Below are 14,924 nucleotides of genomic sequence, written 5' to 3'. Positions count from 1 at the left end.
CGGAAGCCAACCATCAGCACTACGTCAAGGAGGACGGCGTGCGAGTGAGGACAACGGCGTTCATCACGATCCTGGTCGCGGCGCTGGCGACGACCGCGGGGACGGCGGCCGCGGCCACCGGCGGGTACGTCGCCCTGGGGGACTCGGCGGCGGCCGGTCCGCTGATCCTGCCCCCGGACCTCTCGTCCCCGGGCTGCCTGCGGTCGCTCGCGAACTACCCGCACGTCGCCGCGCAGCGGCTGGGCGTCCCGCTGAAGGACGTCACGTGCTCCGGCGCGACGACCGCGGACATGTACGCACCGCAGTCGACGGAAACCGGCGCGGTCCCGCCGCAGCTGGACGCGCTGAGCGCGAGCACGAAGACCGTCACGGTGACCATCGGCGGCAACGACGTCGGCCTGGTCGGTGCCGCCACCAGCTGCATCAACCTCTTGCCGGGCATCAACCCGGACTGCGTCGACCGCTACACCGCCGGCGGCCACGACCAGCTGGCCGAGAAGATCGCCGCGTTCGAGCCGACGTGGGGCGCGCTGCTGGACGCGATCCACGCGAAGGCGCCGAACGCCGGCGTCTTCGTCGCCGGGTACGGCACCTACCTGCCGCACAACGGGTGCTGGCCGGTCGCGCCGCTGACCCCGCGCGACGCCAACTACATCCAGGGCAGCATCGATAAGACGAACGCAGCCCTGGCCCGGCAGGCGGCCGCGCACAACGCGCGGTACGTCGACGTCCGGACGGCGTCGATCGGGCACGACGTGTGCAAGCTGCCCGGCGTCAAGTGGTTCGAGAGCGTGATCCCGACGGCGGTCGCGGCCCCGCTGCACCCCAACGCCACCGGCATGCGGCACATCGGCGCGGTCGTGGCCGCGGCGGTCAGCGGGTGAAGTCCCAGCGGGACGCGCCGTGGGGCTCGGCGCCCGCGACGCCGATCGCCCGGCTCGGCGCCAGCCGGTACAGGAACCACGGCGCGGGTCCCGCGCTCGGCGCCATGAACGGCGCGTTGAAGCCGCCTTCGTACACCGTCGCGGGCCAGCCGCCCTCGCGGTAGACAGCCGCCACCCGCTCGAGGGTGGCGGGATCGGAAATCCGCTCGGCCTCGCCCTCCAGGGTGAGGTCGAGCCCCTTCAAGCGCACCGAGACGCTGCACGCGGGGTTCGCCGCCAGGTTGCGGGCCCGGCGCGTGCCGTCCCCGCTGACGAAGTAGAGGGCGTCGTCGACCCAGATCGCGCCGACGCCGGCGGCGTGCGGCCGCCCGTCGGGGCGGACGGTCCCGACGAAGAACGTCAGGTTTTCGTGCGGGGTCTGGGTCGCGAGGAGGTCGCGCGCCCGGCTCCACGGCAGCTCCGGGCGCCCGTTCTGGTCGAGGTTCTTGGTCTTCGTCGGCTCAGTCATGCCTACGCGTCGAACGAGCCGGCCGCGGATCGACACGCGGCGAGGGTTTTCGCGCCACCGGGATCGTCGTCGCCGGTCGCGGGCACGATCGCCAGCTCGTCGACCCCGGCTTCCGCGTACTCCCGCGCCTTCGCTGCGATGTCTTCGCGGGACCCGACGAGACCGACCGCGGCGATGGCTTCCACCGGCACGGCCGCCAGCAGCTCGCGCGGGTGCGGGCGGGTGCGCGCGAAGTCCACCAGCTCGCCGAAGCCCGCCGCGCGGAACATCTCGCCGTACCCCGGCGCCGCCAGGTACCCGACCACCCCGCGCCGCAGCTGCTCGATCTCCGCGGGGCCCGGGTCCACCGCGCCGACCACCCACGCGGCGACCGGCGGAGGCGCGACCTCCGCCCGCGCGGCCGCGTCCCGCAGTCCCCGCACCAACGAAGCCGCGGCGGCCGGACTGACCAGGTTGACCACCATCCGGTCGGCGTGCCGCGCGGCGACGCCGAGGGCCCGCGGGCCGAACGCGGCGATCGTCAGCGGCGACTTCGGCGCCGCCAGCCGCAGCCGGTACCCCCGCGAGCCGACCACCGAACCGTCCACAGTGGACTTCTCGCCGGCCAGCAGCTGCCGCACGGCGATCGCCGACTCCTCCAGCGCCGTCGCGGCACGAGCCCGGGACCGGCCGTGCCACCCGCGCACCACGACGTCGCTGGACGTGCCCAGCGCGACGCCGGTGGTCCGGCCGGTCAGGGCCGCGACCGACGCGACGCCCATCGCGATCGTCGCCGGGTCCCGCACGGTCACCGCCAGCGGCCCGAACGTCAGCGAAATCCTGGACGTCGCCGCGCCGATCGCGGTCCCCAGGGCGAACGCGTCCCAGGTCGCCATCTCGCCGATCCACAGTTCCGGGTACCCGGCGGCCTCCGCGGCCCGCGCGGTTTCGAGGGCCTCCTCCGGCGGGCGGTCCTGCCAGAGCCCCAGCGACACCGAAAGCCTCATGCGGTGACCACCATTGTGACGACCGTGGTGAACGAGCCGCCGACGTTGAGCGTCAACGCCGTCCGCGCGCCCTCGACCTGCGTTTCTCCAGCCGTCCCGGTCACCTGCCGGGCGGCGTCGCGCAGCATCCGGACGCCGGTCGCGCCGACCGGGTGGCCGAGCCCGAGCAGGCCGCCGCCGGGGTTGACGCCGGCCGCGTCGAGCCCGCCGCCGGCGATGAACTCGCCCCCGCCGCCAGGCGGCGCGGCGCCGAGGTGCTCCAGCGCGACGAGCCCGGTGATCGTGAAGCAGTCGTGCAGCTCGACGACGTCGAGCGCGTCCGGCCCGGGCACACCGGCGCGGTCGTAGGCGTCGACGACCGCGCCGCGCAGGTGCGGGAACAGGTACTCGCCGTCCGCGGCCAGCTTCTCGGCCAGGCCGATGTGGGAGGTGCGGTGCCCGAAGCCCGCGATGCGCGGGAAGCCGCCGCCGAGGCGTTCGGCGAACGCCGGCGAAGCCAGCAGGACCGCGGCGGCGCCGTCGGTGATCCGGCCGCAGTCCTGCTTGCGCAGGCGCCCTTCGATCAGCGGGTTCAGCTCGTCGTCGGTTCCGAAGGCGCCGTCCGGGAAGCGCCAGTCACGGGCCTGGGCGAGCGGGTTCCGGGCCGCGCGGTCGAAAGCGTGCGCGGCGAACTGCCCGAGGTGCTCGGGATCGAGGCCGTACCGCTCGTCGTACGCGGAAGCGACGTCGGCGAAGAGCGCGGGCCACGGGAACTTCGCGCCGACGGCCTCGTGGCCGGCCCACGCGGCGGACCCGAGGTGCTCGGCCGCGCGCTGCCCGTCGACGTTGCGCATCAGTTCGACGCCGACGACCAGCGCCAGGTCGTAGCGGCCCGCCTCGATGTCGGCGCACGCGGCGAGGACGGCGGTGCTGCCGGACGCGCACGCGGCTTCGTGCCGGGTCGACGGGACGCCGTCCAGCTCGGGCACGGCGGCCACCAGCAGCCCGCCGAGCTGGGCCTGGCCGGTGAACAGTTCCGCGGCGAGGTTCCCGACGTGCGCGACTCCGACGTCCTCGGCGCTGACTCCGGCGTCCGCGAGGGCGGCGGGCACGACCTCGGCGAACAGCTCGAGGATCCCGCGCCCCTCCTTCGCGTAGTTGCGCGCGAAGTCGGTCTGCGCCCCGCCCAGCACGAACACCGTCATGGCCTCACTCCAGACTTTCCCGCAGCTGCCGCTTCAGGATCTTCCCCACCGGGTTGCGGGGCAAGGCGTCGGCGTACTCGAGCCGTTCCGGCAGCTTGAACGCGGCCACCTTCTTCTCGCGCAGGTACGCGACCAGCTCGTCGAGCGACGGCTTGCGCGCGCCGGGCACGACGACCGCGCAGACCCGCTCCCCCATGACGTCGTCCGGGACGCCGATGACGCCGACGTCGGCGACGTCCGGGTGCCCGGCCAGCAGGCCCTCGACCTCGGCCGGCGAGATGTTCATGCCGCCGCGGATGACCAGGTCCTTCATCCGGTCCACGTACTTCAGGAGCTCCCCGCGGTCGCCGGCGACCTCGAAGACGTCGCCGGTGCCGAAGTGCCCGTCCTCGTCGAACGACGCGGTGTCCAGGGGCTCGCCCAGCCGCGTGAGGTAGCCGGCGAACACCGTCGGCCCGGCGATGTGCAGCTCGCCGGGCCGCCCGGGTTCGGTCACGTGCTCGCCGGTGACCGGGTCGTGCAGCCGCACCGACGTCCAGCCGGCCACCGGGGTCGACCAGGTGACGTCGGAGGCGTAGTTCGGGAAGAAGCTCGCGCGCTGGTCCGGGTCCGGGATGTCGGCCGGGCCGGACAGCAGCGCGGTGCCCTCGTTGGAGCCGAAGAAGTTGATGATGTCGATGCCGTACCGCTCGGCCCAGGTGCGCACGAGCCACGGCGACAGCGGCGCCGAGCCCGACCCGATCTTGCGCAGCGCCGAGATGTCCACTCCGGACAGGATCTTTTCGTTGTGCAGCAACATGGTCAGCAACGCCGGTGGCGCGAGCGTGTACGTCACGCGTTCGGCGGCGAGCTGGCCGAGGAACACCGGCAGGTCGAACGGGTGGTGCGGGACGAACACGGCGCCGGTCAGCAGCCACGGCAGGAACATCCCGCCGATGCCGGCCATGTTCGTCATCGGGAACGGCGACAGCAGGACGTCGTCGCGGGTCATTCCCGCGGCTTGGACGCAGCCGCGCGCGGTCGCGAGCCAGTCGCCGTGGCAGCGCGGGACCGCCTTCGGTTCGGCTTCGGTGCCGGACGTCCAGCAGATCGTGACGCAGTCGTTCACGTCGGCTTCGGTCAGGTGGGAGTCCAAAGTGGATCGCTCCGCTTCGGACAGCGGGTCTTCGGGCCAGGCCAGGGCGCCGGCCGGTTCGTCGTCCCCCCGGGCGACGACGAACCGGACCGACGGCGCCGCAGCGCCGATTAGCCCAAGGGCCGCCCCGGCGAGCTCGTGCTCGCCGTATCTGGATGCGGTCACCACTCCCACGGCCCCGGTGCGCCGGCACATCGGGCCGAGTTCGTGTTCCCGGTAGGACACCGGGAACGGGGTGACGATCGCGCCGATCCGCACGATCGCGAGGAACGCCTGGACCAGGGCCGAGCAGTTCGGCAGCTGCACGGCCACGACGTCGCCTGCTCGCACCCCTCTGGCGAGCAGGAACGCGGCCAGGACGTCGACGCGTTCGTCGAGCCGGTTCCAGGTCCACCGCACCGGGTCGCGTCCGACCAGTGCGGCGGTGTTCGGTGGATCGACCAGCGCGAGACCCTCCGGGTCGGCACTGACCCGCTCCTTCACGAGCCGGTCGATCGTCTCCGCACTCCACCATCCCCGCGCCCGGAAGTCCCGGGCGCGACCCTCTCGATGGCATCTCATGAACGGAGGTTTTCCAGCTGGTCCGCCCGGACCCAGGTCGCGTGAAAACCGAGCGGGACACGCTGGGGAAGCAGGACCCTGGCCACGGGTCCGGCAGCGAGATCGGCGGCGTCGAAGATGTCCAGTTCCGAGCGTCCCTCACGCTCGTCCTGCACGAACGTCACCAGATAACCGTCCGCCGAATCGGCGGCTGCTCCGTCGCGGGGTGCGAACGGGGCCTCACTGCCCCACCGGCCGGGACCGAACCGGTATTCGGTCTTGGAGCCGGCAAGATTGTCGTAGCGCACGAGCCCGTCGAACTTCAGCGTCGACTCGGGCGAGATGTGCACCGCGTAGGAGTACCGGTTCGTCCGGCCGACGGCTCGGGAGTCGACGGTCGGGAACTCGGTGTTGGCGTCGTCGAGCGGGGCCTCGCGGCACGCGCCGGTCCGCAGATTGAAGCGGTAGCGGTGCAGCTGGGCGTCGAGGCGCAGGTAGGAGAGCATCTTCGCGAGCGGCGTGTGCGCGTCGGCCCGCGGGGCGGGCTTCCGCACGCGGCAGACGTCGAGGACGACCTCTTCGCCCTGCTCCCAGGCGTTGACGACGTGGTAGATGTAGCACGGGCTCGCTTCGAACCACCGGATCTGGCTACCGTCTCCGTAGCGTGGCATGACGCCGAAACGGCTCGGCAGCGAGCGGTCGAAGTGCAGCTTGTGGCGGCCCAGCTTCGCGGCTTCGGCGTCCTGGACCAGCGGCAGGTCCATCAGCACCGCGTGGTGCTCGGTGATGGCCATGTCGTGCGGCAGGCGCGGGCCCGGCAGCTCGATCTCGGTCGTCTTGACGACGCGGCCGTCCGCGCTGATCACGCCGTAGCGCAGGTAGGGCGGGCGCGGGCCGTAGTCGAACCAGAACAGCTCGCCGGTGCCCTCGTCCACCTTGGGGTGGGCCATCATGTCGCCGACCAGCGTGCCGAGGAAGTTTTCGGCGCCGAGCGTCTCCAGCGAGAGCGGGTCGATGCCGTACGGCGAGCCGCACAGGTACCAGGTAGCGAGGACCCGGCCGCGGTGGAAGATGACGTCGGTGTTGGCGTTGTCCTTGAGGCCCAGGCCGTGGCTGTTGCCGAAGGGATTGCCCGCCGGGTTCTCCATGACGCCGGTCCAGAGGCCCTTGCCGGCCGCGGACTCGGCCTCGAAGGCCTTCGTGCGGACCCAGCGGTTGCGGTAGCGCGCCTTGCCGTTCTCCAGGTGGACGGCGTGGATCATGCCGTCGCCGTCGAACCAGTGGTAGCGGCCTTCCGGGGCGAACCGCGGGTTGGGGCCGTTGCGCAGGTAGACGCCGTTGAGGTCTTTCGGGATCTCGCCGATGACCTGCAGGTCTTCGGCGTCGATCTCGGTGCCGACCGGGGCGTAGACGCCGAGCAGGTAGGGGTTTTCCTCGCCGGTGTCCGCCGTCCGGGCCACCATCAGCGGCTGTTCGGAGGTGCTGGTCATCGGGCTGCTCCCTGACTCTCGGGCTCACCGCGCTGGCTGATGGGGATGAGACTATGATTTGTGTACCCAGCTGTCAATAGGCTTCTTTTGGTGTAGTTAGGTGCTACTCTGAGGCCGCTAGTAACAAGGGGGATGGTTTGGTCGAGGCGACTGCACAGCGCGTCCGGCCGGCGGGGGATCCGCTCCGCCGGGCGCTCGAGCTGGTCGGCGACCAGTGGACTTTGCTGATCTTGCAGAGCCTGTTCCTGCGCTTCCGGCGGTACGAAGAGCTGCGGCTGCGGCTGGGCATCTCGCCGACGGCGTTGTCCGGGCGCCTGCGGGACATGGTGGACGCGGGCATGCTCACGCGCGTGCCGTACCGCGACGCGCGCCGCACGCGGCACGAGTACCGGCTCACCGAGCGCGGCCTGGAGCTGTGGCCGCTGCTGATTTCGATCTGGGCGTGGGAACGCGAGTGGGTCGAAGGCCGCCGCGAGGTGCTGCCGACGCTGATCCACCTCGACTGCGAGCTGGCTACATCAGCGCCCCTCGGCTGCGGGGCGTGCGGGCGCCGCGTCGACGCGCGCGACGTGCGGGCGTCGCGGCTGGACAGCACCGGTGTCGCGGCCGCGACGGCGTCCAAGCGCTTCCGGCGCAAGGACGCGGAGTCCCTGGCCGGCGACCCGATGATGTTCTTCCCCGACACGATGGAGCTGCTGGGCGACCGCTGGTCCACGGGCCTGCTGGTGTCGGCGCTGCTCGGCTGCCGGCACTTCTCGGAGTTCGAGCGCGAGCTGGGGATCGGGCCGAGCGTGCTGTCGGCGCGGCTGAGCAAGCTGGTCGAGGTGGGCGTGCTGCGGACGGGCACGGCGGCGACGCGGACGGACGCGCGCGACTACCGGATGACGGCGAAGGGGCTGGCGTTCTTCCCGGCGCTGGCGTTCATCGCGGAGTGGTCGCGCGGGTTCGAGGTGACGGGCCAGGAGCCGGACATCACGTTGCACCACGTCGAGTGCGGCAACCGGCTGCGGCCGATCCTGCTGTGCGACCACTGCGGCCGCCCCCTGACGCGCAAGTCGGTGCAGTTCGGCGGAGTTCCGTCCCCGAAACGCTGAAATCGACTCGCCAAGCGGGTGCGCGGCTGCCAGGCTGGAGTGGTCACACGTCGTCGTTTTCGGAGGTAGTCATGAGTGAACCGACCCCGTCGCCCAGCGGCGAGGAGGACGACGTCAAGCGCAAGTTCCGCGAGGCACTCGAGCGCAAGCAGGCGCACGCCCGGTCGGGGGCGTCACACGAGAACGGCGGCGGCAAGAACCAGCACGCCCACGGCCCCGCGGCCAACAAGCGGACGTTCCGCCGCAAGAGCGGCTGAGTGTTCTTCGAAGGCCCCCACCTCGATCGGTGGGGGCCTTCGGCGCGTCTACGGGGTGAACTCCCCCAGGTGGTCCAGGACCACGAACTCACTCGCCGGGCTCGCCGCCGCCACCGCCTTGCGCAGCACTTCCAGGCCCCCGTTGGGGTTGTGCGCCTGCCCGAGCGGAAAGTCGAAGTCGTCCCAGTGCGTCGCCGCCACGTACCTCGGGTGGCCGAGGGCCGACAGCAGCCGCGGGACGTAGCCGGTCACCTTCGAGCCGCCCACCGGCAGCAGCACCACGTCCGGGCGCAGCCCCGCCAGCTCGGACTCCACGTAGTTCGAGCCGCCGAAGTTCAGCACGCTCGCCCCGCCGCCCGTGACCGCGTAGGCCAGCGTGCCGCCCTCGACCAGGTCCGAAATGACCCGCGGGCGATCCCGGCGGGACAGCGGCCGCGTCCCCGGGAACGGCACCTGAGCCCGCGCCCCGACCGCCGAGTGCAGCGACCGCAGCACCCGGATCGAGTAACCGTCGAACGTCAGATCTTCGCCGCCGGTCGCGAGGGACAGCTGATCCTCCGGAGCACCCAGGGCCGCCATGAGACTCAAATGAGTCTCGGTCCCCAGCACCGTCGCACCGGTGCGTTTCGCCAGGTAGGGGACGTCGGTCAGGTGGTCGTAGTGGCCGTGCGTCACCAGGATGTGGTCCGCGCGCAGGAAGCCGCGGTCCAGGTAGCCGTCGATCAACGCGCGGTTCACCGACAGCGGCGTGCGGGGGTCCGCGCCGGCCGCGGTGTACGTCCCCGTCTTGAAGCGGGTCGGCCACGGGTCGATCAGCACCGTCTTCGTCCCGATGCGGATCTCCCAGCCGTTGTTCCCCCACCACCGCAGCGTCATCCCCGACGTGCCCGGGGCGGCGGCCGCCGCCGGGCCGCCCGCCAGGATCGCCGCCGCCGCGGCGCCCGCGCCGAACAGTCCTCGTCTGCTGACATCCATGCCGGACACCAGACCACGAACCCGGCGGCGCTGTCCAAGATCGAGACGTCGGCATGTCGATATGCGGGCGAGTATCGTCGCAGCGTGGACCACCTCCGTTCGCTGCGGTACTTCCTCGTCGTCGCCGACGAACTGCACTTCGGGCGCGCCGCCGACCGGCTCGGGATCGCGCAGCCGCCGTTGAGCCAGCGCGTGAAGCGGCTCGAAGCCGAGCTGGGCGCGAAGCTGTTCGACCGCGGCCGGCGCGTCACGCTCACCGAAGCCGGCGAAGTGCTGCGCGCGGAGGCGCGCGACCTCCTGAGCCGCTGGGACCGCATGACGACGCTCGTCGCGAAGGCCGGCCGCGGCGAGCTGGACGCCCTGCGCGCGGGCGTGCCGCCGGAGCTGCCCGGCGCGGTCCTCGCCGCGATCCTGACGAAGTTCGCCGTCGAGTGCCCCGACGTCCGGCTCGATCTGCAGGAGCTGACCACGGCCGAGCAGACGCGCCTGCTCGCCGACAGGTCGCTGGACGCGGGACTCTTGCAGCTGCCGGTGGACATCGTCGGGCTGGAGCTCGGCCCCGCGATCGACACGCCGCTGGGCGTGGTGCTCCCCCGCGACTCGCCGCTCGCGCGCCGGTCGGAGCTGGCGCTCGCCGACCTGGCCGGCGAGGGGCTGGTGCACGCACCGCGCGCGGCCGCGCCGGGCAGCTACGACGCCCTGCTGCGCACGTGCTGGGACCACGGTTTCCGCCCGGCGGCGGTCCGGCACGCCCGCAACCCGGAGTTCGCGCTGGGCCTGGTGCTGGCCGGCCACGGCGTGACGTTCGAGCCCGGCCCACGCAAGGAACCACGCGTGGTGTGGCGGCCGTTGACCGGTGAAGTGCTGCGATCACGGATGGCTTTCGCGTGGCCCCCGGCGAGCCCGCACCCGCAGGCCGCGAAGCTGGCGGAGATCGCGGCGGGTGTCCTCGAGGACGACGGGGTGTCGCGGATCGTGCCGGAGCCGCCGAGCGCCCGCCCGTGGGACGTCTTCTACGACCGCAGCTGATCCACCGCCATGTGGGCCGCAACCCCGATCGCGCGGTCGATGTCCGGTCTTCGCAGCGTTTCCGCCCCTCCCGCCGTGAACACCGCCACCGCGTACGCCTCTCCGGCCGGGTACGTCACCACGCCGATCTCGTTGCGGATCCCCGGCATCGTCCCCGTCTTGGCCGCCACCGTCACCGTCGGCGGGAACCCCGCCGTCAGGCGGTGCCAGCTCACCTGGGCCGACATCCACCCCAGCACCTGGGCACCCGGACCCCGGTCGCCCCACATCGCCGCCAGCAACGACGTCATCTCGCGGGGCGTGGTCGAAGACGTCCGAAGTGGATCCAACGCCCGCAACGGCACCCCGGCGGAAGTGTCCTCCATGATCGTCCGCAGCAGCTCGCGCGGAGGGCCGATGACCGACGTCCGCGACAGACCCAGTTCCACCAGTAGAGACCGCACGTTTTCCACGCCGACCCGGTCGAACAGCAGATCCGCGGCCGTGTTGTCCGACACCGTCAGCGCCAGCAGCGCCGCGTCCCGCAGGCTGTACGACACGTCGTCCGCGAACCCCGCCGAACCGGTGCCGCCCAGGCGGTCCGCCGCCGTCGCGCGGACGCGGTCCGCCGGGTCCAGCAGCCCCGCCGCGACCTGGCGGGCGAACTCGTACGCCAGCGGCACCTTCACCACCGACGCCAGCACCACCGGCTCGTCCGGGTCGAGGCCAACAGAGGAAGAAGAACCGAGCCGGTGGGCGTGCAGGAACCCCCGCACGCCCACCGCCTCGAACACCGCGGCAAGACTCACACGGTCATGATGGACCGCAGCCGCCCGACCTCCGCCATGCGGCGCTCCGCCAGCCGGTCGGCCGCCGTCGCCGGGGGGACGCCGTCGGTGTCCGCCAGCGCGAACACCGCCTTCGTCGTGTCGTAGATCGCCGTCGTCTTGCGCTTGGCGCGCTCGAAGTTGAAGCCGTGGCGCTCGTCGTCGACCTGAATCACGCCGCCGGCGTTGACCAGGTAGTCCGGGGCGTACAGGACGCCGCGGTCGGCGAGCTGCTTGTCGATCCCCGGGTGCGCGAGCTGGTTGTTCGCCGCGCCGCAGACGATCTTCGCGCCGAGCACCGGCACCGTCGCGTCGTTCAGGACGCCGCCCAGCGCGCACGGCGCGAAGACGTCCAGCTCGGTGCGCAGCAGAGTGTCCACATCGGACACCACTTGCACGTCCGGATAGATCGAGCGGGTGCGCTCGATGGCGGGCGCGTAGACGTCGGTGATCGTCACCTGCGCGCCGGCGTCCACGAGGTGCCCGACGAGGATGTGCCCGACCTTGCCGACGCCGGCCACGCCGACGCGCTTGCCCGCGAGGTCCGGGCTGCCCCAGAGGTGCTCGGCCGAGGCGCGCATGCCCTGGAAGACGCCGAACGCGGTGAGCACGGACGAGTCGCCGGCCCCGCCGTCTTCGGGCGAGCGGCCGGTGACGTACCGGGATTCGCGGGCCACGACGTCCATGTCCTGCACGTACGTGCCGACGTCGCACGCCGTGATGTAACGGCCGCCCAAGGACTGCACGAAGCGCCCGTACGCGCGCAGCAGCGCTTCGGACTTGAGCGTCTTCGGGTCGCCGATGATGACGGCCTTGCCGCCGCCGAGGTCGAGCCCGGCCAGCGCGTTCTTGTACGCCATGCCCTTGGACAGCGCGAGCACGTCGTCGAGCGCGTCCGCTTCGGTGGCGTAGGGGTGGAAGCGCGTCCCGCCCAAGGCGGGCCCGAGCGCGGTGGAGTAGATGCCGATGATGGCCTTGAGGCCACTGGCCTGGTCGTGGCAGTACACGACCTGTTCGTGCCCGGCGCCCCGGGCGAACACTCCTTCGGTCACGGTGGTGACTCCTTTGTCATCCGCGCCCGGTTCGTGGCCGGGACGCGCTTCACGGGTTGGCGGGAGCCCGGCGGAGGTCGTCCGCTCGGGTGCCCGGGACCAACCTAGATCCCCGGTGATCGCGAGACCAGTGGAAGTCCCGCGATACGGACCGGTAATCAGCCCTGGATCACCTTGCCGAGGGTGCGCATCGCCGTCTCGAGCTGGACGTCCGACAGGTACGGCGCCGGACCGAAGCGCAGGTACGGCCCCCGGCTGTCGGTGCGGACGCCCTCCGCGGCCAGCGCCGCCTGCAACCCGGACGCGTCGGCGCAGCGCAGCGAAAGGAACCCGCCGAGGCGCTCCAGCTCCACCGAACGGTCGCGCGTGACGACGTCCGCAGGCAGCCCGAGCGAGTCGAACACCGACGCGAGCAGGCCCACCTGGTGCTGCGAAACCTCGCGCAGGAACTCCGGGGTGAGGCCCTGCTCGGCGAAGAACCGCTGGACCCGGACGCCGCGGTAGTGGCTGGCCGGGTCGTAGGTCGCGCCGGCAAACCGGTCGCCGCCGGTGGCGTACGCGACCTGGCCCGGGTTGCATTCGTCGGCGAGCGCGCCGAACTCGGCGTACCAGCCGGTGATCACCGGCCGCAGCTCCTGGGCGTGCGCGGGCAGCCGCAGGAAGCAGTTGCCCTCGCCGAGCTGCAGGTACTTGTAGCCGCCGCCGAGCACCCAGGCGTTGGTGAGCCCGAGGTCGTGCAGCGCGAACGGCACGACGCCGAGCGCGTGGTAGGCGTCGACGACGAGCTCGATCGACCGGCCGCGGCACGAGTCGGCGAGGTGCGCCAGCCCGGGGACCAGCCTCGACGTCTCGAACAGCACCGCCGACACGAGCACGGCGGCGGTGTCGTCGTTCACCTCGGCCGCGACGCGCTCGGCGAGCGTGGTCACCGGGTCGAGCGGCACCCGCACGACCTCGACGCCCTCCTCCTCTAGGCGGGCGAGCTGACGGCGCAGCGTGTGGAACTCGCCGTCGGTGGTGACCAGCCGCGGTCTTCGCGGCAGCTCCATCGCCGACAGGAACCGCAGCACGAGGTCGTGCGTGCTCGCGCCCAGCGCGTACTCGCCGTGCGGGTCGCCGAGCAGCAGGCGGAAGCCCGCGCGCAGCTCGTCGGCCTTCGCGAACGCGCGCCCCCACTTCTCGTCGACGTCGCGGGCGGCGTCCGCGAAGGACTCCCGGAGGCCCTCCTCGGCGACGTCCGGCCACGCCTGGTGCGAGTGCCCGGAGAGCAGCAGGCGCTCGGCGACGCCGAAGCGGGAGTAGTGCGGGGCGAGCGCGTTGTCGTCAGCGCGCAAGTCGTCCAAAGTGGTCACAGTCGGCTCCGTACGGCCCAGAGATCCGGGAACATCGGCTGGAAGAGCGTGGTACGCAGGTAGGTCGCGCCGGATGATCCTCCCGTCCCGGTCTTGTCGCCGATGGTGCGTTCGACCATCTTCACGTGCCGGTAGCGCCACTCCTGCATCCCTTCGTCGAGATCCACCAGACATTCCGCGACGACCGACGGTCCGCCGTCGTCGCTGTACACGTCCAGCAATATCGCCTGCAGGGCCGGGGACGGCTCCACCGGGAGAGTGACGTCTCGGTCACACTCGACGGAATAACCAGAAGCCTTGAGGTACGCGAGAAAAGAGTCGAACAAGGACGGTCGCGCCATCGCGTCGGCAATGCGTTTCCGCTGCTCCCCGCCTTCGGGGTAGTGCGCGAACACGCGCTCGTCGCGGCGCCCGAGCACGGCTTCCAGCTCGCGGAACTGGGCCGACTGGAAGCCGGACGAGGCGTCCAAACGGGTGCGGAAGCTCGTGAACTGGCTGGGGGTCATGGTTTCCAGGACGTCGATCTGCGCGACGGCGACCTTGAGGATCGTCAGGATCCGCCGCAGGACGCGGATCGAGTGCGCGGTGTTGCCCGCGACGAGGTTCTTCTGGAGGAACTCGGCCTCGTGCAGGATCTGCTTGAACCACAGCTCGTACACCTGGTGGATCACGATGAACAGCAGCTCGTCGTGCTCGTCCGAACGCGTCCGCTGCGCGTTCAGCACCTCGTCCAGGGCCAGGTACGCGGTGTAGCTCAAGGCTTCTTGCGTGGCTTGGCTGGTTTCGGTCATCCCTTGGTCACCTCGTCGAAATGGCGCTGAGCGGCCGGAGCCAGCGCGGTGTACAGATCGTGGAACAGCTCGACCGCGGCCGCTCGCCGATCCGGTGCGGGCACCAGGTCGGCGGGCAGTTCCGGGTCGAGCGACGGGAACGCCCGGAAGGTGTGCACCAGGCGCGCGTGCACCTCGAACGCTTCGGCGTCCGGGGTCTCCTTCCCCGCGTACCCGCCGAACTGGGCGACGAACGCCGTGTAGCGCGCGGCGAGGTCGTCGAGGTCCCAGGCCCGGCCGGCGAAGCGGCGGACGTCCAGCGCGGCCGACGGGCGGCCGAGCAGCAGGCCGGCGTGCTCGGTGACGTCCAGCTCGCCGAGCAAGGCGACGACCTCGGCCTCGCGGTCGTGCGGGGCGATCCAGGTGCCGTCCTGATACGGCCCGAAGCCGAGGAACCGCAGCCGCCGGACCAGGCGTTCCCGGGCCTGGCGACGGCTTTCGGGGATGCTCTGCCAGAGCACCGTCCACTCGCCCGCGACGCGCTCGCGGCGGCCGAGGGAGAAGATCCGGTGGTCGCCGTCGGCGAGCAGGGCGATGGTGCGGCGGGTCAGCGAGTAGTGCACGGTGCGGCCCTCGCGGTGGCGCTGGAGCAGGCCGCGGCGCACCAGCCGGGTCAGCGCGATGCGGGCCGCACCGTCGGAGAAGCCCAGCTCGGCGAGCACCGCGACCAGGCCGCCCGACCACACCCGCCGGGTCTCGCGCGGGTGCACGTAGCTGCCCAGCAACGTCACGACCAGCTCCTGGGGGCTGGTGTCGAAGGCATCTCCGGGCATGCGGCAACTCTATACACCCCAGGCCGCTG

15 protein-coding genes are annotated in these 14,924 nt (G+C 71.9%); 4 read left to right on the top strand and 11 right to left on the bottom strand.

What is annotated here, in order from left to right; translation table 11 throughout:
- The first annotated feature begins 44 nt into the window (after positions 1-44).
- The gene (locus ACZ7OH_RS47755; protein WP_470287051.1) at positions 45-884 is read left to right on the top strand and encodes an SGNH/GDSL hydrolase family protein; all 840 of its coding nucleotides are present in this window, start codon (positions 45-47) and stop codon (positions 882-884) included.
- Here ACZ7OH_RS47755 and ACZ7OH_RS47750 read toward each other — a convergent pair.
- Genes ACZ7OH_RS47750 through ACZ7OH_RS47730 form a run of 5 tightly spaced genes read right to left on the bottom strand, consistent with a single transcriptional unit; the run spans position 874 to position 6,727 of the window.
- A complete protein-coding gene (locus tag ACZ7OH_RS47750; protein WP_400907941.1) occupies positions 874-1,392 on the bottom strand; it encodes a pyridoxamine 5'-phosphate oxidase family protein in 519 nt (172 codons plus the stop codon). The genes ACZ7OH_RS47755 and ACZ7OH_RS47750 overlap by 11 nt on opposite strands.
- 2 nt (positions 1,393-1,394) lie before the next feature.
- A complete protein-coding gene (locus ACZ7OH_RS47745; RefSeq protein ID WP_470287012.1) occupies positions 1,395-2,378 on the bottom strand; it encodes an LLM class F420-dependent oxidoreductase in 984 nt (327 codons plus the stop codon).
- Positions 2,375-3,562: an acetyl-CoA acetyltransferase gene (locus tag ACZ7OH_RS47740; RefSeq protein WP_470287011.1), complete on the bottom strand. Its 1,188-nt coding sequence runs from the start codon at positions 3,560-3,562 to the stop codon at positions 2,375-2,377. The genes ACZ7OH_RS47745 and ACZ7OH_RS47740 overlap by 4 nt, the downstream gene beginning before the upstream one ends.
- A 4-nt stretch (positions 3,563-3,566) precedes the next feature.
- Complete coding sequence (locus ACZ7OH_RS47735; protein WP_470287010.1) at positions 3,567-5,258, bottom strand: class I adenylate-forming enzyme family protein; 1,692 nt, start codon at positions 5,256-5,258, stop codon at positions 3,567-3,569.
- Complete coding sequence (locus tag ACZ7OH_RS47730) at positions 5,255-6,727, bottom strand: carotenoid oxygenase family protein (protein WP_470287009.1); 1,473 nt, start codon at positions 6,725-6,727, stop codon at positions 5,255-5,257. The genes ACZ7OH_RS47735 and ACZ7OH_RS47730 overlap by 4 nt, the downstream gene beginning before the upstream one ends.
- A gap of 137 nt (positions 6,728-6,864) precedes the next feature.
- On the opposite strand from ACZ7OH_RS47730, the gene ACZ7OH_RS47725 reads away from it, so the two are divergent.
- Together ACZ7OH_RS47725 and ACZ7OH_RS47720 are read left to right on the top strand one after the other, a co-directional pair.
- Positions 6,865-7,821, top strand: a complete 957-nt coding sequence (locus ACZ7OH_RS47725) for a winged helix-turn-helix transcriptional regulator (RefSeq protein WP_400907951.1) — start codon at positions 6,865-6,867, stop codon at positions 7,819-7,821.
- A gap of 71 nt (positions 7,822-7,892) precedes the next feature.
- Complete coding sequence (locus ACZ7OH_RS47720; RefSeq protein WP_086858770.1) at positions 7,893-8,078, top strand: DUF5302 domain-containing protein; 186 nt, start codon at positions 7,893-7,895, stop codon at positions 8,076-8,078.
- A 48-nt stretch (positions 8,079-8,126) separates the two neighbouring features.
- On the opposite strand, the gene ACZ7OH_RS47715 is transcribed toward ACZ7OH_RS47720, so the two are convergent.
- Entirely contained in the window at positions 8,127-9,053 is a 927-nt protein-coding gene (locus tag ACZ7OH_RS47715) for an MBL fold metallo-hydrolase (RefSeq protein ID WP_470287008.1), read from the bottom strand.
- An 84-nt stretch (positions 9,054-9,137) separates the two neighbouring features.
- Between ACZ7OH_RS47715 and ACZ7OH_RS47710 the strand changes: the two genes are divergently transcribed.
- Entirely contained in the window at positions 9,138-10,082 is a 945-nt protein-coding gene (locus ACZ7OH_RS47710; protein WP_470287007.1) for a LysR substrate-binding domain-containing protein, read from the top strand.
- Here the strand turns inward: ACZ7OH_RS47710 and ACZ7OH_RS47705 are convergent.
- The 5 genes from ACZ7OH_RS47705 to ACZ7OH_RS47685 all read right to left on the bottom strand — a co-directional run bounded on the left by ACZ7OH_RS47705 (position 10,067) and on the right by ACZ7OH_RS47685 (position 14,895).
- Complete coding sequence (locus ACZ7OH_RS47705; RefSeq protein ID WP_470287006.1) at positions 10,067-10,870, bottom strand: serine hydrolase; 804 nt, start codon at positions 10,868-10,870, stop codon at positions 10,067-10,069. The genes ACZ7OH_RS47710 and ACZ7OH_RS47705 overlap by 16 nt on opposite strands.
- Positions 10,867-11,940, bottom strand: a complete 1,074-nt coding sequence (locus ACZ7OH_RS47700) for a Glu/Leu/Phe/Val dehydrogenase dimerization domain-containing protein (protein ID WP_470287005.1) — start codon at positions 11,938-11,940, stop codon at positions 10,867-10,869. Before ACZ7OH_RS47700 ends, ACZ7OH_RS47705 begins: the two co-directional genes overlap by 4 nt.
- Before the next feature lie 158 nt (positions 11,941-12,098).
- Entirely contained in the window at positions 12,099-13,292 is a 1,194-nt protein-coding gene (locus ACZ7OH_RS47695) for a kynureninase (RefSeq protein WP_470287004.1), read from the bottom strand.
- Positions 13,289-14,083, bottom strand: a complete 795-nt coding sequence (locus ACZ7OH_RS47690) for a tryptophan 2,3-dioxygenase (RefSeq protein WP_470287003.1) — start codon at positions 14,081-14,083, stop codon at positions 13,289-13,291. The genes ACZ7OH_RS47695 and ACZ7OH_RS47690 overlap by 4 nt, the downstream gene beginning before the upstream one ends.
- On the bottom strand, positions 14,080-14,895 hold the full coding sequence (locus tag ACZ7OH_RS47685; RefSeq protein WP_470287002.1) for a PaaX family transcriptional regulator: 816 nt from the start codon (positions 14,893-14,895) through the stop codon (positions 14,080-14,082). Before ACZ7OH_RS47685 ends, ACZ7OH_RS47690 begins: the two co-directional genes overlap by 4 nt.
- Between the last annotated feature and the right edge of the window lie 29 nt (positions 14,896-14,924).

This window comes from Amycolatopsis sp. NPDC114478, assembly GCF_055633805.1.
The sequence above is the reverse complement of the archived record's forward strand: the minus strand, read 5'-3'. Positions and strand labels throughout refer to the sequence as shown.